The sequence below is a fragment of the Sphingomonas sp. R1 genome, from assembly GCF_025960285.1.
Taxonomy (GTDB): Bacteria; Pseudomonadota; Alphaproteobacteria; order Sphingomonadales; family Sphingomonadaceae; genus Sphingomonas.
In genome coordinates this window covers 820477-837627 of record NZ_CP110111.1, presented here as the reverse complement: position 1 = coordinate 837627, position 17151 = coordinate 820477, and the positions used below count along the sequence as shown (strand labels likewise).

Below are 17151 nucleotides of genomic sequence, written 5' to 3'. Positions count from 1 at the left end.
GCGCCGGCTGCACGGAAGCATTGGATACAGCCCCGGATCATTCGCCAGCAGCCGCGCAACGCCATGATGTGGTGGGGCCAGCACGGTGGCCATGCTGCGGGTACACACACCAGTATAGCGCCGAAACCGCATGAACGAACGTGTTGAGCAGCGCGGCTCCATGTCTGAAAATGGTGGGAAGCGGTCATTGCCCCCAGCCACCCGCCAGTTGAGCTAATCCGCCCACCGCTAGACCGAAGAGGACCGCACCGACGAAGATCGCATAGCCCACGACTGCCTTTCGGCCATATCCGACTAAACGTTCGGACGGTCGGAAGCCATTGAGCCACATCGGGAAAAAGAACCAAAAGCCATAGAACCAGGCGCCGACCGCCACGAACCACGCGATGATGAAAAGGATCAGCATGGCATGCGCGAATGAGGTCATCAGAGGATCATCGCTTCAGATGCGAATTTCCGCAACTGGGCGGTTTAGGTCGTTCCGAACCTTATAAGTCTAAGCCTAGCAGGCATGTGCGTCCGTCATGATCTCGACCATCGCGTCGCGCGCTGCACGGGCGGCCGCGGCGCTGTCCCGGTGGAGATAGCGGACATAATGCGCGGCCAGTTCCCGCTCGGCGCGAGCGGTGTCGGCTGCGGTCACGCCCTTGCGGGCGGGGAGTGCCGACTTGCCCGCGCGCGGCGATGCGCCCAGCCGGGCGCGATCGATGTCGCTTGCGAAGCCGCGGAAAAAGGAGAACCGGATGGTGCCGTCACAGGGTGGCCAGCGCTGCCAGAGCTTGGCCTCGAGCGCATCGAGCGCGGGGAGGGGCGGCAGGGTTTCGCGGCAGTCGTTGCCGAGAATGAAGCTGTCCAGGGTGGAGCCGAACACCGGCCCGGTGGCGCGCAGCAGTGCCGGGTGGCGGACGATCGCCGCGCAAGGCAGTGTCCGCGGCATGCCGGAGACGTTCGGCTCGTCCAGATACGGCCCGATCACGTTGAGGAAAGCGGCGAAATGGCGATCGGAGCGGAAGATGTCCGCGATCGTCTTCACCGCGACGCCATCCGCACCCGGATCGCGCAAGATGGAATTTCCGTACGACTGATCGGCGCTGGTCTGCAGTGCCGTGAGATAGGGCTGGAGCAGCGCCGTGATCCGGGCGCGGGCACGGGCACGCTCGGGTGCATCCCACCTGGCATCGACGGGCACCTCCGACCAGAGCTGGACCGCTTCCAGGATCGGCGCGAATCCGGGATCGCCACGGCGCAGCACGGGCAGGGCCGTGGCGGGGGCCGGGATCAGCACGGCGATCGCCAGCGCCTGATTGCGGGTCGCATAGCGCTGCTCGAGGCAGGCGCGCAGCGGCCGGGTGGCCTTGGGCACGTCGCATGCGCGGATCTCGCGCAGGGCCGTGCGCTGGGCGGCAAGCTGATTGGACGGGCCGGCCCCGAACGCGCTTGGCTTGGCGAGACCGAACAGCTGCGCCATTTCGCGATCGAGCGCGGCGAGCGAAGGATCGGCACAGATCGCCTTTTCCACGGGCGCCGCGGCTGCCGTGCACGCGAAGCTGGGGGCAGTCCCGGTCTGCAAGGAGGCGGGGGCGGGGGTCGCCGCGAGGACGAGCGGGGCCAGGGCAAGCAGGAGCATCGTCAATTCCCTTCGAGCGCAGGACGCACGAACCTCTAATCCGCTCCGCGCGGGCAGGCGAGGGATGACGCTTCGTGCGAACCCCGCTACAGCGCTGCGCGTGACCGACAACCGCGAAACGGGCGCAACGCTCGACCCGAAATATGATGCCAACGGCCTGATCACCGCCGTCGCCACCCATGCCGCAACCGGCGAGGTGCTGATGCTCGCGCACATGAACGCCGAGGCGCTGGCGGTGACGCTGGCGACCGGCAAGGCCACCTTCTGGTCGCGCAGTCGCGGCCGGCTGTGGACCAAGGGCGAGACCTCGGGCCATGTCCTCCACGTCGTCGAGGCGCGGATCGATTGCGATCAGGATGCGCTGTGGCTGCGCGTCGAGCCGCACGGCCCGGCCTGCCATACCGGCGCGCCGAGCTGCTTCTATCGCCGGATCGAGAACGGAGCGCTGGTGCGCGACGCATGAGACGCACCGGGCTGGTGTTGCTGCTGGGACTGGCGGCATGCGGCGGGCCGTCCCCGGAGTCCGGGCCCCCTGCGTCGCCCGATCTGGAGACGGCGGCAATCCGGCGCGGCCTGATCCGCGACCCCGCCGACCCGGCCATGGTCGGCGCCTATGCGCGCGGGCCGGACCGGCTGTGCATCGTGCCGACGGGGAACGCGCACCGCATCGGCATCGTCATCGACTATGGCGAGGGCATCGGCTGCCGCGCGACGGGCATGGCCCGGCGCACGGGGGAGGGGCTGGCGCTCGCGCTCGGCCCGGCGGGCGACTGTCGCTTCACGGCGCGCTACGATGGCGATCGGCTCGCCCTGCCCGGCGCGCTGCCTCCGGCGTGTCAGCGTCTCTGCACCGGAAGGGCGGCGCTGGCCGGCGCCCAATTCGCGCGTCTGGGCGAGTCGGCGGCCGAGGCCGGGTCGATGCGCGACGCCGAGGGGCGGCCGCTCTGCGGCGAATAGACGGCGGGCACCGATGTGATAGGATCCCGCAGGCGGCTGCCAAAGGCCCGCCGTTTCGGGAGAGTGACGATGCGCATCCTGCTACTCGCCAGTGCCCTTAGCCTGTTTTCGACTGCGCCTGCCGCCGCCCAGATCTGGGGCGGCCCGGTGCCGGCCGGCGCCGGCGGCAGCTTTGCCGGGCGCGGCATCCGGATTGCCCCGCAACCCCGCAGCGCCAGAGGCGAGATCCGCGCCGGCGAGCGCAGCGGCGACCTGACCCGGCAGGAAGCACGGCAGCTTCGCCGCGCGCGGGACGGAAACCTCGCGATCGCCGACCGTATCGGACGCGACGGCCTCAGCGTCGCCGAGGCCGCCGAGCTCGAGACCCGCGCGACCCTGCTCCATGAGGACATCGTCCGGGCACGATCGGCCGGCGGATCGCGACCCAAGAAATAGCGACACCCGCTTGACGTTCACGTAAAGGGAAACTAAAAAAGCAGCATGACCGCTGCTGCCGCTCCGATCGAGGCCCTGGCGCCGATCGAACCGCGTCCCGATCGCGACGCCTTTTCCATTTCCGACCTGTGCGCCGAGTTCGGCGTCACGCCCCGCGCGCTGCGCTTCTACGAAGACGAGGGGCTGATCGCGCCCGAGCGGCGCGGCACCCAGCGCATCTACACGCACCGCGATCGCGCGCGGCTCGCCTGGATCCTGCGCGGCAAGCGCGTCGGCTTCAGCCTGGGCGAGATCAAGGAGATGATCGATCTCTACGATCTCGGCGACGGCCGGCGCGTGCAGCGCCAGGTCACGCTGGAGCGCTGCATGGATCGCATCCGCCATCTGGAAGCCCAGAAGCGCGACATCGACGCGCATATCGCCGAACTCGCGCAGTTCGTCGACCTGATCAAAAGCAAAGACAACGAGCACTGAGGAACCTGAAATGCCGCAGTTTACGCCCCCCGTGCGCGATACGCGCTTCGTCCTCGATCGGGTCATCGGGCTCGATCGCTATACCAACCTGCCGCACTTCCAGGCGGCGACGCCCGACGTGGTCGATGCGGTGCTGGAGGAAGGCGGCAAGTTCGTCGCCGAGGTCCTGTTCCCGATCAACCACAGCGGTGACCAGCAGGGCTGCACCCGCCACCCCGATGGCAGCGTGACGACGCCCGAGGGCTTCAAGGAAGCCTATAACAAGTTCGTCGAGAGCGGCTGGGGCACGCTGAGCGCGCCGGCCGAATATGGCGGCCAGGCGATGCCGCATGTCGTCGCGACCGCCTATGAGGAATATATGATCGCCTCGAACATGGCCTTCGCCATGTATCCGGGCCTGACCCACGGCGCGATCGCAGCACTTCTGGTCAAGGGTTCCGAGGAGCAGAAGGCCAAGTACGTCCCCAAGATGGTCTCGGGCGAATGGGGCGGCACGATGAACCTGACCGAGCCGCAGTGCGGCACCGACCTTGGCCTGATCAAGACCAAGGCCGAGCCCAATCCGGACGGCTCCTACAGCATCACCGGCACCAAGATCTTCATCTCGTCGGGCGAGCATGACCTGACCAGCAACATCATCCATCTGGTGCTCGCCAAGACGCCGGGCGCGCCGGACAGCACCAAGGGCATCTCGCTGTTCGTGGTGCCGAAGTTCATCGTCAACGACGACGGGTCGCTCGGCGCACGCAACGCGGTGACCTGCGGCTCGATCGAGCACAAGATGGGCATCCACGCCAATTCGACCTGCGTGATGAACTATGACGGCGCCACCGGCTGGCTGGTCGGCGAGGAGATGAAGGGTCTCGCCGCCATGTTCATCATGATGAACGCGGCGCGCCTGGGCGTGGGCCTGCAGGGCCTCGGCATCGCCGAAGTCGCGATGCAGAACGCGGTCCAATATGCCGGCGACCGCCGCCAGGGTCGCGCGCTGACCGGGCCGAAGGAGCCGGCGGAGAAGGCCGACACGCTGTTCGTCCATCCCGACGTGCGCCGCATGCTGATGGAGGCCAAGGCGCAGATCGAGGGCCTGCGCGCGCTTTGCCTGTGGGGTGCGCTCCAGGTCGACATGGAGCATGCCGCCGCGACCGAGGAAGAGCGCCAGCTCGCCGGCGACCTGATCGGGCTGCTGACCCCGGTGATCAAGGGCGTCGGCACCGATATCGGCTACAAGGTCGCGACCGATTGCCAGCAGGTCTATGGCGGCCATGGCTATATCGCCGAATGGGGCATGGAGCAGTATGTCCGCGATGCCCGCATCGCGATGATCTACGAAGGCACCAACGGCGTGCAGGCGATGGACCTGGTCGGCCGCAAGCTGGCGCTGAACGGCGGCCGGGCGGTGCAGGCCTTCTTCCGCGTCGTCGGCGAGGAAGTGGCCGCCGCCAAGGGCGATGCAAAGCTCGCGAGCTTTGCCGAGGCGCTGGAAAAGGCGCTGGGCCACCTCCAGGGTGCCACCATGTGGCTGGCGCAGAACGGGTTCAAGAACCCGAACGAGGTCGGCGCGGGCGCCTATCCGTACATGCAGCTGACCGGTCTGGTCGCACTCGGCCTGATGTGGCTGCGCATGGCCAAGGCGGCGAGCGAGGCGCTGGCGCAGGGCGCCGAGGACGTCGCCTTCCTCGAGGCCAAGCTGGTCACCGCGCGCTTCTACGCCGAGCGGTTCCTCCCCGATGCGAGCGGCCTGCGCCGCAAGATCGAGGCGGGCAGCGAGAGCGTGATGGCGCTCGATCCCGAAATGTTCAAGGCAGCCTAATCGCTGCCGGGCGTTGACGAGGCCGGCGTCGCGGGAGCCGCAGCGCCGGCCTTGTTCTGTGCGGGGGGTGCCTTTCGGCGAACCCCTTCCAGCGGCGCGGGCTCGGTGGTTGCTGCCGGCGTCGGCGTGGCGACCGGCGCGGGCGGCGGCTGACGGCGCATGCACTGCGTCGGGCTCGGGCGGCGGAACTGCTCGCAATTCCACAGCGCCTTCACATACTGCACCTTCTCGTCGCGCAGATAGCTGAACGACATCGCGGCGGCCTGATCGCCGGTCGGGGGCAGGCGGGCGGGCTTCTTCGACGAATCCAGCCAGGCCATGAACTTGCAATAGGGGCGGTCGCCGCAGGTGCGCAGCGCCAGCGCCGGGTAGAGATCCGGCACCATGTCGTCGGGCAGCGTCACCAGGAACACGTTCTGGTCGCCCGCCACGGCAGCCGGAACCGCGCTCGCCGGGATCGCCCCGGCCGCCTTGTTGACGTCGAACAGCAGTCCGGTGGCACCTGGATCGCCCGCCGGACCTACCGCCTCCGTCGTCCCGCCCAGATGCGCAGGCGACAGTCTGGCGAGCTGCGCGATGTTCGGCTCGTCGGCGACGTAGCCGCGATTGAACGCAGGGGGCGTGCCCCACCAGCCTGCCCAGCGGAAGAACAGGTGGGTGTGGAGTGCGACGATCTTGTCGAGGCTCGCGCTCCAATAGGGCACCACCCAGTCGGTGTGATAGTGCGTTGCATGGCCGACCGGGCGGAACACCGCGCCGTGCAGCGCGAGCTTCGCGATCTCGCGGGCGCGCGCCCAGGCGACGGGCGTGGGGGACCAGCGGGTGAGCGCGCCATCGCAGCTGAAGGTGAACTGGCAGCCGGTGCTGCGCTCCGCTCCCTGGAACACGACCCCGCACACCGTCTTGGGGAAGGCGGGATGGCGGACGCGGTTGAGGATCACCTGCGCCACCGCGCGCTCGCCCAGCGCATCGTCACCGGCCTCATAGATCTCGGCGGCGGCAAGACAGTCGAGCGCGCGCGCCTGGCTGTCCGCCGCGCCGACCAGATGGAAGGGGCGTGCGGCCGGATTGGGATCGGTCGAGAAGGGAATCGAGGCGTTGAACGCGCGCGCGTCGTCCGGCGCGAGGTCGGCGATCGCGACCGGCTCGACCGGCGGCAGCTCTTCCTTCGGCACCACGCGGTTGGGCAATACGACCGGGGGCACCCGATGCCGCCGTTGCGGCACGCGAGGCGCGTTGAGCACCAGCAGGGCCGGTATCACCAGCGCGGCAAGCGCGACGATGCCGAGGACCAGACGGAGCCAGGGGGCGACGGGAGCGGAGGGAAGGCGGGGCGGCACAGGCGGTTGTGGCGATCTCGATAAAGGGTGGCCGCCTCTATCCCAAAGCGGAAGACATGGGAACCGTCGCCCGCCGGAGCGCTCGGAACGGAACCGACACGGTGCTGGAACCGTAGTGCAGGGCGGGCATCTCCGCATCCGCATCGAAACGAAGGCATTCCTCCGCATGCATCAACCCGCGCTTGTCATCGCGCTGATCGGGGCGCTCGGCATCGGCGCACAGTGGATCGCGTGGCGGACCGGCTGGCCGGCGATCGCGCTGATGCTGGTCGCCGGCGTGCTGGCCGGACCGGTCACCGGCCTGATCGTGCCGCACGACGTGTTCGGCAGCCTGCTCGAGCCGATCGTCTCGATCGCCGTCGCGCTGATCCTGTTCGAGGGCGGCCTGAGCCTCAACTTCCGCGAACTGCGGCGCACCGACGGCGCGGTGACGCGGCTGGTGCTGCTGGGCGTACCGATCGGCTGGGGCTTGGGCACGCTGGCGCTCTACTACGCGGCCGGGCTGGTCTGGCCGGTGGCGACGCTGTTCGCGGGCATTCTTGTCGTTACCGGGCCCACTGTCGTGCTGCCATTGCTGCGGCAGAGCAACGTCGCCCAGCGGCCGCGCGCGATCCTGAAATGGGAAGCGATCGTCAACGATCCGATCGGCGCGCTGTGCGGGCTGGTAACCTATGAATATCTGCGGCGGTCCGGCGATGGCGGCACGCTGCTCAGCGTGCTGGGGTCGCTGCTCGCCGCGAGCCTGGTCGCCGGGCTGATCGGCTATGTCGTCGCCAGGGCGATCGGCTGGGCGTTCCAGCGCGGCCATGTGCCGGAATATCTGAAGGCGCCGGTGCTGCTCGTCGCGGTGATCGGCGTGTTCGTCGGGTCGAACCTGATCCAGCAAGAGACCGGGCTGATCACCGTGACGGTGATGGGCGTGGCACTCGCCAACATGAAGCTCGACTCGCTGCGCGACATCCATCCGTTCAAGGAGAATGTCACCGTCCTGCTGATCTCGGGCGTGTTCGTGCTGCTCTCCGCCTCGCTCGATTTCGAGGTGCTTCGGCATTTCGAGTGGCGCTTCCTCGCCTTTCTGGCGGCGCTCCTCTTCCTGGTGCGGCCGGTCACAGTGCTGCTCAGCCTCGCCTTCACCAAGGTGCCGTGGAACGAGCGGCTGCTCGTCGCCTGGATCGCGCCGCGCGGCATCGTCGCGGTGGCGATCTCCGGGCTGTTCGCGCTGCGGCTCGACAAGCTGGGGTATAGCGACGGCTCGATCCTGGTGACCTTGTCCTTCGCCGTCGTCGTCGCCACGATCGTCGCGCACGGCTTCTCGATCGGACCGGTGGCCAGGCTGCTCAAGGTGACGGGCGCGACCGAGCGGGGGTTGCTGATCGTCGGCGGCACGCCGTGGAGCCTGGCGCTGGCCGAGCAGCTCCGACAGCTCGAGCTGCCGGTGACGATCTGCGACACCAGCTGGCAGCGGCTGCGCGCGGCGCGGCAGGCGGGCATCTCCACCTATCATGGCGAGATCCTCGCCGAGGCAACCGAGGACCGGTTGGACATGTCGCAGTTCCAGGTGCTTGCCGCGACCAGCGACAACGAGGCCTATAACGCGCTGGTCTGCAACGAATTCGCCCACGAGATGGGGCGCGACAATGTCTACCAGCTCGGCAGCGGCGGGGATGACGAGGATGCGCGCGCCTTGCCGGAGTCGCTGCGCGGCCGGGCGCTGTTCACCAGCGGCCACGGCGTCGAGGAGATCGTCGAGCGCGAGCGCGAAGGCTGGAGCTTCCGCAAGACGCGGCTGACCGATCAGTTCGATTTCGACGCCGCCAAAGCCGATCTGCCCGACGCGGCGGACATGCTGCTGCTGGTGCGCAAGGGCGGGCTGCTGCGCTTCTTCTCGCACGCCAGCCGCCCGACGCCGCAGCCCGGCGACACGATCATTTCGTACGTGCCCCCCGCGGCGGCGGCGCGGCGATTGCAGGAGGAGGTTGCATGAGCAGATGGGCGATGCTGGCGCTCATGGGGGTGCTGGCGGGCTGCGATGCGCGCGAGCCCGTACGCGAGAACGTCGCGGCCGGGAGCCGGAGCATCCTCGCCGAGGAGGACGGCCTCGCGAACAACAGCGCCGCCGAGGCTCCCAAATCCATCCTGCGTCCCGAGGTCGTCCCCGACGAACCCGAGAAGCCCGAGCTCAAGCCGCTGGATGTCGTGGTGCCTTTCGGTGGATCGGGGCTGAAGCTGGACGATGCGGGCAGGAAGCTGCTCGACGAGATGCTCCGCAACGCGACCCTGGCCGCTGGCGGTCCGATCACGATCGGCGGCCACAGCGACACGCGCGGCAAGGATCGCGACAATCTGGTCTCGTCGCGCAAGCGGGCCGAGGCGGTGCGCGACTATCTGCTGTCGAAGGGCGTGCCGGCCGAGCGGATGACGCTGATCGCCTTCGGGGAAACCCGCGCGCTGGTGCCGAATTCCAAGCCCGACGGCAGCGACGATCCGGAAGCGCGGGCGAAGAACCGCAGGGTGGAGGTGCAGGTGGCGCTGCCGCAGCCCGCACAGGCAGAGACGGCCCCGGCCGCCCCGGCAAACGGGACGGCCGAGACGCCTGCTCCTTAGCTCTCCGGCAGGAAGTCCGGCACGCTCAGATAGCGCTCGCCGGTGTCGTAGTTGAAGCCGAGCACGCGGACGCCGTCGGGGAGGTCGGGCAGCTTCTGCAGGATCGCCGCGAGCGTCCCGCCCGAGGAGATGCCGACCAGCATCCCCTCTTCGGCGGCCGAGCGGCGCGCCATGTCCTTGGCGACGGCGGCGTCCACCTTGATCACCCCGTCGATCGCGTCCGTGTGGAGGTTCTTGGGCACGAAGCCCGCGCCGATGCCCTGGATCGGGTGCGGGCCCGGCTGGCCGCCCGAGATCACCGGTGACAGCTCCGGCTCCACCGCGAACACCTTGAGGTTCGGCCATTCCTTCTTCAGCGCCTCGGCCACGCCGGTGATGTGCCCGCCGGTGCCCACGCCGGTGATGATCACGTCGATCGGTGTATCGCGGAAGTCGTTGAGGATTTCCTGGGCGGTGGTACGCACATGCACGTCGACGTTCGCAGCGTTTTCGAACTGCTGCGGCATCCACGCACCGGGCGTGCCCTCGACGATCTCCAGCGCGCGCTCGATTGCCCCCTTCATGCCCTTCTCGCGCGGGGTGAGGTCGAAGGTCGCGCCATAGGCGAGCATCAGCCGGCGGCGTTCGAGCGACATGCTCTCCGGCATCACCAGGATCAGCTTGTAGCCCTTGACCGCCGCGACCATTGCCAGGCCGACGCCGGTGTTGCCGCTGGTCGGCTCGACGATCGTGCCGCCGGGCTGGAGGCTGCCGTCCTTCTCGGCAGCCTCGACCATCGCCAGCGCAATGCGGTCCTTGATCGAGCCGCCCGGGTTCGAGCGCTCGGACTTGATCCACACCTCGGCGCCGGGAAACAGCTTGTTGATTCGGACGTGCGGCGTGTTGCCGATCGTCTCGAGGATCGAAAGGGCCTTCATGTCGTCATCTCCTTGGGAGGAACTTCGAGGGTGGCCGGGGGATCGAAGGTTCGAGCCCGCTTGAGTTCGGGGAATAGCTTCGCCCACAGGGCCGTGACAAGGATCGCGCCGATGCCGCCGCCGATCACCGCGGCGACGGGCCCGATCAGCGCGGCGAGGAATCCGCTTTCGGCTTCGCCCAGCTCGTTCGAGCCGGAAATGAACAGGGTGGAGACCGCGCCGACGCGGCCGCGCATCTCGTCCGGTGTGTAGAGCTGGATCAGCGACTGGCGGACATAGACCGAGACCATGTCGGCCGCACCGAGCACGAACAGCGCGGCGAGCGAAATCAGCACCGCGGGCGACAGGTCGGTGCCCACTGCCCTGGGGCCGAGCACCGGCACCAGCAGCGGCGCCGCGGCGCCGAACACCACCGTCGCCAGGCCGAACAGCGCGACCGCGACCAGCATCTTCACGCCCACATTGGTCTTGAGCGGGCGCCACGAGAAGAACAGGGCCGTCACCACCGCACCCAACGCAGGGGCGGCGCGAAGGTGCCCGAGCCCTTCCGAGCCCACCTGGAGGATGTCGCGCGCATAGACCGGCAGCATCGCCGTCGCGCCGCCGAGCAGCACCGCGAACAGGTCGAGCGAGATCGCGCCGAGCACCAGCCGGTTGCGGCGGACATAATGGAGCCCGTCGACCATCTGCGACCAGGGGCTGCCGGTGAACTTGCGCGCGGCGACCGGCACCGGGCCGATCAGGAACAGCATCAGCAGCGAGACGAGGAACAGCCCGCCCGACACGGCATAGGCGAGCCACGAGGCGGCGGCGTAGAGATAGCCCCCCATCGCCGGGCCGATCACCGTGCCGCTCTGCCAGGCGAGCGAGCTGAGCGCGATCGCGGTCGGCAGGATTGTCTTGGGTACGAGATTGGGCGCGAGCGCACCGAGCGCCGGGCTGACAAAGGCGCGGGCAACGCCGAGCAACGCGGCGATGCCGAACAATGCGGGCAGGGTGACGGTGTGCCGCCAGGTCAGCCAGGCCAGCGCCAGCGCACAGGCCGCCTCCAGCGCCACCGCTGCGCGGGCGATCCAACGCCGGTCGATCCGATCCGCGACCCAGCCGGCGAACAGCGAGAGGAACAAGAGCGGCAGGAACTGCGCCACGCCGATCATGCCGAGCTGGAAGGCAGCTTCCTTGATGCTCATCGTGCGGCGGGCGATGTCGTACACCTGCCAGCCGATCACGATCACCATCGCCATCTGCCCCAAGGTGGCGGCGAGGCGGGCAACGAAATAGGCGCGGAAATTGCCGATGGCGAAGGGATGTTGGGCCATGCCCTCGCTCTTGGCGCGCGGCTGCTGCGCGCGCAATGCCTGCGTGGGTTGGGCGGGCTAAAGCTTTACCCCATTTGCGCGGGCTGGGCCGCGTCCGCCTCGCGCCGGTCCGGGTTGCGGACGGAGGGGCGCAGGCGCGCGAGGCTGCAGATCCCGGCGATCAGCGCCAGACCCGCGGCGACCAGCGCGGGCGTGCTGCCCCCGCCCACGCCCATCGCCAGCAGCGCCGCAACGAGCGTCGCCCCGGTCGTCTGCCCGACCATGCGCGTGGTCGAGATCAGGCCGCCTGCGGCAGCCGCGCGCTCGGTGGGGGCCGATCCGATGATCAGCCGCGCGTTGGGCGAGAGGAACATGCCGAAGCCGGCCCCGGTCAGCGCCATCCGCCAGGCAATGTCGAAATAGCTCGGGTCATGCGGCAGGAACGCCAGGCTCAACAGCCCGGCAATCGCGATCACCATGCCGATCCCGCCCAGCGCCCCCGCCGGATAGCGATCCGACAGCGATCCTGCGAGCGGCGCCACGAACATCGTGGTCAGCGGCCAGGGGGCGATCACCGCGCCCACTTCGGACGGCGCGAAGCCATAGCCGTGCTGGAGGCGGAACGGGAGCGCGAGGAGCAGCGTCATGGTCGCGACGAACGCCGTGAACGCGCCGACCGTGGAGAGCGCCAGGACCGGGCGGGCCAGCAGGTCGACCGGCAGGATCGGCTCTGCCTCGCCCTGCTCGCGGCGGACGAAGATGACCCCCACCGCGATCCCCGCCGCAACCACCGCGTACGAAACGACCGGACTGTCGCCGTGCACCGCGCTTTCCAGCCCGCCGATGATCAGCCCGAACATCGCGGCGCACAGCACCGCGCCGAGCACGTCGAACGGCGCCTTGGAGCGCGGGATGTCGGGCAGCGAACGGCCGAGCAGCAGGCTGGCGACCGCGAAGGGCACGGCGGAGGCAAACACCCAGGGCCAGGGCCCGATCGCCAATACGAGGCCGCCCAGCGTCGGCGCGATCGCCGAGGACACCGACACGACCACGGAATTGACGCCCAGACCGCGGCCAAGTTGCTTGGCCGGGTAGATCTGCCGGACCAGCGCGGACGAGACGCTCAGCGCCGCCGCCGCCCCCGCCGCCTGCGCCGCGCGCACGATCAGCAGGAAGGGCAGGCTCTTGGCGAAGAAGCAGAGGATCGTCGCCACCGTGAAGACGATCTGCCCGATCTGGTACAGCCGCTTGAGCCCGATCCGATTGCCGAGGCCGGAGAAGGGCAGCAACAGCATCACCAGCACGAGCTGGTACACCGTCACCACCGCGACCGCGGCGGAGGAATCGACATGCAAGTCGCGTGCGATGGTGGGCAGCGCGACCGTGGCGATCGCGCCATCGATCACCACCAGCGCGGTGCCGAAGGACACGGCGGCGATTGCGGTGAGGCGGCGGGGCAGGGGAAGACCGTCGGTTTGCATCGCGGCCTTAGTGCATCAGCACGGGCGCGGTTCCCAGTCCGGGAACTGCCCGGGCGGGCCATGGTTTAGCCTTCACCCAATCCACTATGTTCAGGAGGTTTGAATGGGCAAGGGCATCTTGTTGTGGCTGCTGGGTATTCCGCTTCCGATCATCATCCTGCTGCTGATCTTCTGGCATTGAGCCCGATGGGTCCGCGGCGGCTGCGGCGGACCCGGGCCCGGCCGTCAGCGGCGGCTCGGCAGCAGCGCCAGTCGCGCCGCGGGGGCGGGCAGATGCAGGTGCAGCCGGTCCTTGACCGCGAGCTTGTGCTTCTTGAGCTGCGCCACGCGGAAGCGATCCGGCAGCACGCTGCGCAATTCGCGGCGGATTTCCCGCTCCAGTAGACGGTGGGTGGCGATCAGGCGTTCTACAATCGTCATCGTCATGGCTCCAATCGATGCACATTCATCGATCGAGCGGCCCGGCAGGAGGGAGGGTGCGAGGGGGTGGCAACACCGTCGATCCTGCACCGAGCACGCTCGATGCGGTCCGACATCACGGCGCTTCAGGTGAAGCCGCCGCCAGAGGGGCCCGGTCCCGCAGAAAGAACATAGGGGTACGTCTATGGAGGACAAGAGGGCCCCGCGCCAAAATCGCGCGAGGCCCCCGCGCGCGCCTTAGCGGCAGCGCACGTCCTGGTTGTTCATCTGGTTGTTGCGGTCGATCGAGTTGCCGATCGCGCCGCCGGCGATCGCGCCCAGCAGCGTGCCGACCGTGCCCGAGCGACGGCTGGAGATGACGTTGCCGAACAGGCCGCCGGCCGCCGCGCCGACGATGAGGCCGGTCGTGCCGTCGGGGCGCTTGCAGTAATAGCGCCCGTCATCGCCGCGATAGACGCGGTCGTCGCGCGTCAGCACGCGCTCGCTGGTGCCGGGCCGGTAGTAGCGCGACGGCTCCCAATCGCCTTCGTCGCGAATATCGACGCGCGGCGGCGTCGGGGCGCGGGCTAGCCAGTCGCTGTAGTTCGCGTAGCGCTCGGAGGCCTGTTGGAACACGCGATATTCGCGGTCGAAACGGTCGCGCGCGGCCTCGAATCGGGCGCGCTCCTGGTCCGGCGACGAATATTGCTGCGCCGACGCCGGCGCGGCGACCGACAGCCCGGCGGCCGCAAGGGCTGCGAGGGCGAGGATGTGCTTCATGCTCTTCTCCTTCAAATACAAGGCCGGCGCTGGCCGGGCACGGCTGCTTCTTCCACACTTGCGCGTGAAGCGCGGCTGAACGAAGCTGCAGGCGAAACAATGGTGGGAGAGGATTGCTCCATGGGCTATGCGCTTTGCCCTTGCTGCTGTGCAGCATTGGTATCATATTTGTCGTATGAACGTTAGCGCTGCCGTGACCGAAGCCCCTGTAAACAACACCCCGTTCGTCCTGGAAGGCATTGTGCGCCTGCGCTGCCTGCAGGTGACCTATAACCGCACGCGGATGATCGTGGCGCCGCACATCCTCTACACGCGCAACGAATCGCTCTACACCGATGCGTTCATCGTCTCGCGGGAAGGCATGCTGCCGCGCGAGCCGAAAATGGCCACCTTCAAGGTGGATGGCCTGAAGGAAGTGTCGGTACTGGATCGCGCCTTCGAGATCAGCGACCTGTTCGACCACGAGCTCGAAAAATATGAAGGGCTCACCCTGATGAAGGTCGAACCCGAGGCAAGGTGATCTCTGCCGCCGCGCCCGACGGCAGTTTGGCGCCGGAGGATTTTCAGTCGGGCACGCTGACGAAGCTGTCCATCACCCGCTTGCGACCGGCCTGCTCGAAGTCGATCTCGAGCTTGTTGCCCTCGATCTCGGCAATCGTGCCGTAGCCGAACTTCTGGTGGAACACGCGCAGGCCGAGCGAAAGGTCGCCGCGCGGCTTGGCCCCGAAGCTGACGGCGGAGGCGCGGCTTTCCAGCACGCGCGGCTGGTCGCGGGTGAAGGTGCGGTTGGTGAAGCCGCCGCCGGGGTTCTTCGGGTCGACGCCCGCCGCGCGCTGCCAGCCCGGGCCCCGCCCGGCGCCGCGCGCCACATCGGCAAAGGGATCGCTGCGCTCGCTCCAGTTGGCCCGCCACAGGCTTTCGCCGCCGGTCATCGTGCTTTCCGACTCGACATGCTCGGGCGGCAGCTCGCCGACGAAGCGGCTGGGCAGGCTCGATGTCCACTGGCCGTAGATGCGGCGATTGGCGGCATGCAGGATGATCGCGCGCCGGCGCGCCCGGGTGATCGCGACATAGGCGAGGCGGCGTTCTTCCTCGAGGCTGGCGAGCCCGCCTTCGTCGAGCGCGCGCTGCGAGGGGAAGATGCCTTCCTCCCAGCCGGCAAGGAACACCGTGTCGAACTCCAGCCCCTTGGCGGCGTGGATCGTCATGATCGTGACCTTGGGCTCCTCGGCCGAGGCCTCGTTGTCCATCACCAGGCTGACATGCTCGAGGAAAGCCGACAGGCTCTCATACTCTTCCATCGCGCGGACGAGTTCGTTGAGGTTCTCCAGCCGCCCGGCCGCCTCGGCGGTGCGATCGGCCTGCCACATCGCGGTATAGCCGCTTTCGTCGAGGATGATCCGCGCGAGGTCCGGATGCTGCAGGTCGTCGCCCATGCTCCGCCACCGCACCATGTCGCCGACGAGGTTGCCCAGCGCACGCCGCGCCTGTGGGGTGAGCTCGTCGGTATCGAGGATACGCGCCGCGGCGGTGGTCAGCGGGATGCCCTGTGCACGGGCATATTGGTGCACCTTCGACAGCGCCTTGTCGCCCAGGCCGCGCTTCGGCACGTTGACGATGCGTTCAAAGGCGAGGTCGTCCGCCGGCTGCGCCACCACGCGCAGATAGGCGAGGGCGTCGCGAATTTCCTGCCGCTCGTAGAAGCGGAAGCCGCCGATGATGCGATAGGGGAGGCCGATCGCGATGAACCGGTCTTCGAACTCGCGGGTCTGGTGCTGGGCGCGTACCAGGATCGCGGTGCCGTCGAGGCTGAGGCCGCCGCGCTGCAGCCCCTCGATCTCCTCGCCGACACGGCGCGCTTCCTCGGGCCCGTCCCACACGCCGAGCACCTTTACCTTCTCGCCGACATCGACCTCGGTCCACAGCGTCTTGCCGAGGCGCCCCCCATTGTTGGCGATCACGCCCGAGGCGGCGCCCAGAATATGCGGGGTGGAGCGGTAGTTCTGCTCCAATTTTATCACAACCGCGCCGGGGAAGTCCTTCTCGAACTTCAGGATATTTTCCACCTGCGCGCCGCGCCAGCTGTAGATGGACTGATCGTCGTCACCGACGCAGCAGATATTCTTGCGTTCCTGCGCAAGCAGCCGCAGCCAGAGATACTGGACCGCGTTGGTATCCTGATACTCGTCCACCATGATATAGCGGAAGCGCTGCTGGTAGAGCTCCAGAACCTCACGATGAGTCTTAAGAATCGTGAGCATGTGGAGGAGGAGATCGCCGAAGTCGCAGGCGTTGAGCAGCCGGAGCCGCTCCTGATACTGCGCGTAGAGCGACTGGCCGCGCCCATTGGCATAGCTCTCGGACTCGCCGGCATCGAGATCGGCAGGGATGAGGCCGCGATTCTTCCACCCGTCGATCAGCCCGGCGAGCTGGCGCGCCGGCCAGCGCTTCTCGTCGAGATCGTTGGCGAGGATCAGCTGCTTGAGCAGGCGTAGCTGGTCGTCGGTGTCGAGGATGGTGAAGTTGCTCTGCAGGCCCACCAGCTCGGCGTGGCGACGCAGCATCTTGGCACCGATCGCGTGGAAGGTGCCGAGCCACGGCATTCCCTCCACCGCCTCGCCGACGAGGCGGCCGACGCGCTCCTTCATCTCGCGCGCGGCCTTGTTGGTGAAGGTGACCGCGAGGATCTCGGACGGGTAGGCCCGGCGTGTCCACAGCAGGTGCGCGAGCCGCGCGGTCAGCGCGGCGGTCTTGCCCGTGCCCGCACCGGCGAGCACCAGCACCGGCCCGTCGGTGGTGAGCACGGCCTCGCGCTGGGGTTCGTTCAGGCCCTGGATATAGGGCGCGTCCTGAGGGGTGGGGGCAAGCGACATGCGTGAACAACTAGGGAACGATGCCGCGGGCTGCAAGCACCGGGCAGGGGCGCAGTCCCGGCGCGGGGCGCCGTCGGTTGGCGGACGAGGCGGAATCCGCCGACCGTTCGGTGGTTGCCGATTGCCTCCGCTCTCTTCGGGGCCTATGGCGAC

General features: G+C 68.4%; 17 protein-coding genes. 8 read left to right on the top strand and 9 right to left on the bottom strand.

The genetic code is table 11. The annotated features are described in order from the left end of the window. Positions 1-184: 184 nt before the first annotated feature. Together OIM94_RS04060 and OIM94_RS04055 are read right to left on the bottom strand one after the other, a co-directional pair. Positions 185-406, bottom strand: coding sequence for a hypothetical protein (locus OIM94_RS04060; RefSeq protein WP_264608833.1), 222 nt, complete (start codon positions 404-406; stop codon positions 185-187). A 96-nt stretch (positions 407-502) separates the two neighbouring features. Next, on the bottom strand, positions 503-1627 hold the full coding sequence (locus OIM94_RS04055) for a lysozyme inhibitor LprI family protein (RefSeq protein WP_264608832.1): 1125 nt from the start codon (positions 1625-1627) through the stop codon (positions 503-505). A gap of 100 nt (positions 1628-1727) precedes the next feature. Here OIM94_RS04055 and hisI point away from each other — a divergent pair, with 100 nt between their 5' ends. From hisI to OIM94_RS04030, 5 genes are all read left to right on the top strand, one after another. Next, a complete protein-coding gene (gene hisI, locus OIM94_RS04050; protein WP_264608831.1) occupies positions 1728-2090 on the top strand; it encodes a phosphoribosyl-AMP cyclohydrolase in 363 nt (120 codons plus the stop codon). Next, positions 2087-2584 (top strand): hypothetical protein, encoded by a 498-nt coding sequence (locus OIM94_RS04045; protein WP_264608830.1) that lies wholly within the window; start codon positions 2087-2089, stop codon positions 2582-2584. Before hisI ends, OIM94_RS04045 begins: the two co-directional genes overlap by 4 nt. A gap of 69 nt (positions 2585-2653) precedes the next feature. Then, the gene (locus tag OIM94_RS04040) at positions 2654-3019 is read left to right on the top strand and encodes a hypothetical protein (protein ID WP_264608829.1); all 366 of its coding nucleotides are present in this window, start codon (positions 2654-2656) and stop codon (positions 3017-3019) included. Between the two features lie 45 nt (positions 3020-3064). Further along, positions 3065-3493 (top strand): MerR family transcriptional regulator, encoded by a 429-nt coding sequence (locus OIM94_RS04035; RefSeq protein ID WP_121077308.1) that lies wholly within the window; start codon positions 3065-3067, stop codon positions 3491-3493. A gap of 10 nt (positions 3494-3503) precedes the next feature. Beyond that, positions 3504-5306 carry an acyl-CoA dehydrogenase C-terminal domain-containing protein gene (locus OIM94_RS04030; RefSeq protein ID WP_264608828.1) on the top strand — a complete coding sequence of 601 codons (1803 nt, stop codon included), beginning with the start codon at positions 3504-3506 and terminating at the stop codon, positions 5304-5306. Here the strand turns inward: OIM94_RS04030 and OIM94_RS04025 are convergent. Further along, complete coding sequence (locus OIM94_RS04025) at positions 5303-6646, bottom strand: cell wall hydrolase (RefSeq protein ID WP_264608827.1); 1344 nt, start codon at positions 6644-6646, stop codon at positions 5303-5305. The two genes, OIM94_RS04030 and OIM94_RS04025, sit on opposite strands and share 4 nt — an antisense overlap. A 166-nt stretch (positions 6647-6812) precedes the next feature. On the opposite strand from OIM94_RS04025, the gene OIM94_RS04020 reads away from it, so the two are divergent. Both OIM94_RS04020 and OIM94_RS04015 read left to right on the top strand, forming a co-directional pair. Beyond that, positions 6813-8630, top strand: coding sequence for a cation:proton antiporter (locus OIM94_RS04020; RefSeq protein ID WP_264608826.1), 1818 nt, complete (start codon positions 6813-6815; stop codon positions 8628-8630). Further along, positions 8627-9250 (top strand): OmpA family protein, encoded by a 624-nt coding sequence (locus tag OIM94_RS04015; RefSeq protein ID WP_264608825.1) that lies wholly within the window; start codon positions 8627-8629, stop codon positions 9248-9250. Before OIM94_RS04020 ends, OIM94_RS04015 begins: the two co-directional genes overlap by 4 nt. On the opposite strand, the gene cysK is transcribed toward OIM94_RS04015, so the two are convergent. From cysK to OIM94_RS03990, 5 genes are all read right to left on the bottom strand, one after another. Further along, positions 9247-10167: a cysteine synthase A gene (cysK, locus tag OIM94_RS04010; protein ID WP_264608824.1), complete on the bottom strand. Its 921-nt coding sequence runs from the start codon at positions 10165-10167 to the stop codon at positions 9247-9249. The two genes, OIM94_RS04015 and cysK, sit on opposite strands and share 4 nt — an antisense overlap. Beyond that, positions 10164-11486: an MFS transporter gene (locus tag OIM94_RS04005; protein ID WP_264608823.1), complete on the bottom strand. Its 1323-nt coding sequence runs from the start codon at positions 11484-11486 to the stop codon at positions 10164-10166. The genes cysK and OIM94_RS04005 overlap by 4 nt, the downstream gene beginning before the upstream one ends. A 65-nt stretch (positions 11487-11551) precedes the next feature. After that, the gene (locus OIM94_RS04000) at positions 11552-12946 is read right to left on the bottom strand and encodes an MFS transporter (RefSeq protein WP_264608822.1); all 1395 of its coding nucleotides are present in this window, start codon (positions 12944-12946) and stop codon (positions 11552-11554) included. A gap of 225 nt (positions 12947-13171) precedes the next feature. Continuing rightward, complete coding sequence (locus OIM94_RS03995) at positions 13172-13366, bottom strand: YdcH family protein (RefSeq protein ID WP_264608821.1); 195 nt, start codon at positions 13364-13366, stop codon at positions 13172-13174. A 237-nt stretch (positions 13367-13603) separates the two neighbouring features. Next, a complete protein-coding gene (locus tag OIM94_RS03990) occupies positions 13604-14125 on the bottom strand; it encodes a glycine zipper 2TM domain-containing protein (RefSeq protein WP_264608820.1) in 522 nt (173 codons plus the stop codon). 193 nt (positions 14126-14318) lie between these two features. On the opposite strand from OIM94_RS03990, the gene OIM94_RS03985 reads away from it, so the two are divergent. Further along, positions 14319-14645 (top strand): WYL domain-containing protein, encoded by a 327-nt coding sequence (locus tag OIM94_RS03985; RefSeq protein WP_264608819.1) that lies wholly within the window; start codon positions 14319-14321, stop codon positions 14643-14645. 43 nt (positions 14646-14688) lie between these two features. Here OIM94_RS03985 and OIM94_RS03980 read toward each other — a convergent pair whose 3' ends face one another. Further along, positions 14689-16998: an ATP-dependent helicase gene (locus OIM94_RS03980; protein ID WP_264608818.1), complete on the bottom strand. Its 2310-nt coding sequence runs from the start codon at positions 16996-16998 to the stop codon at positions 14689-14691. Between the last annotated feature and the right edge of the window lie 153 nt (positions 16999-17151).

Coding starts and splice junctions, on each gene's coding strand:
- OIM94_RS04060 (WP_264608833.1), bottom strand. CDS start 406: ATGCTGATCCTTTTCATCATCGCGTGGTTCGTGGCGGTCGGCGCCTGG.
- OIM94_RS04055 (WP_264608832.1), bottom strand. CDS start 1,627: ATGCTCCTGCTTGCCCTGGCCCCGCTCGTCCTCGCGGCGACCCCCGCC.
- OIM94_RS04045 (WP_264608830.1), top strand. CDS start 2,087: ATGAGACGCACCGGGCTGGTGTTGCTGCTGGGACTGGCGGCATGCGGC.
- OIM94_RS04040 (WP_264608829.1), top strand. CDS start 2,654: ATGCGCATCCTGCTACTCGCCAGTGCCCTTAGCCTGTTTTCGACTGCG.
- OIM94_RS04035 (WP_121077308.1), top strand. CDS start 3,065: ATGACCGCTGCTGCCGCTCCGATCGAGGCCCTGGCGCCGATCGAACCG.
- OIM94_RS04030 (WP_264608828.1), top strand. CDS start 3,504: ATGCCGCAGTTTACGCCCCCCGTGCGCGATACGCGCTTCGTCCTCGAT.
- OIM94_RS04020 (WP_264608826.1), top strand. CDS start 6,813: ATGCATCAACCCGCGCTTGTCATCGCGCTGATCGGGGCGCTCGGCATC.
- OIM94_RS04015 (WP_264608825.1), top strand. CDS start 8,627: ATGAGCAGATGGGCGATGCTGGCGCTCATGGGGGTGCTGGCGGGCTGC.
- cysK (WP_264608824.1), bottom strand. CDS start 10,167: ATGAAGGCCCTTTCGATCCTCGAGACGATCGGCAACACGCCGCACGTC.
- OIM94_RS04005 (WP_264608823.1), bottom strand. CDS start 11,486: ATGGCCCAACATCCCTTCGCCATCGGCAATTTCCGCGCCTATTTCGTT.
- OIM94_RS04000 (WP_264608822.1), bottom strand. CDS start 12,946: ATGCAAACCGACGGTCTTCCCCTGCCCCGCCGCCTCACCGCAATCGCC.
- OIM94_RS03995 (WP_264608821.1), bottom strand. CDS start 13,366: ATGACGATTGTAGAACGCCTGATCGCCACCCACCGTCTACTGGAGCGG.
- OIM94_RS03990 (WP_264608820.1), bottom strand. CDS start 14,125: ATGAAGCACATCCTCGCCCTCGCAGCCCTTGCGGCCGCCGGGCTGTCG.
- OIM94_RS03980 (WP_264608818.1), bottom strand. CDS start 16,998: ATGTCGCTTGCCCCCACCCCTCAGGACGCGCCCTATATCCAGGGCCTG.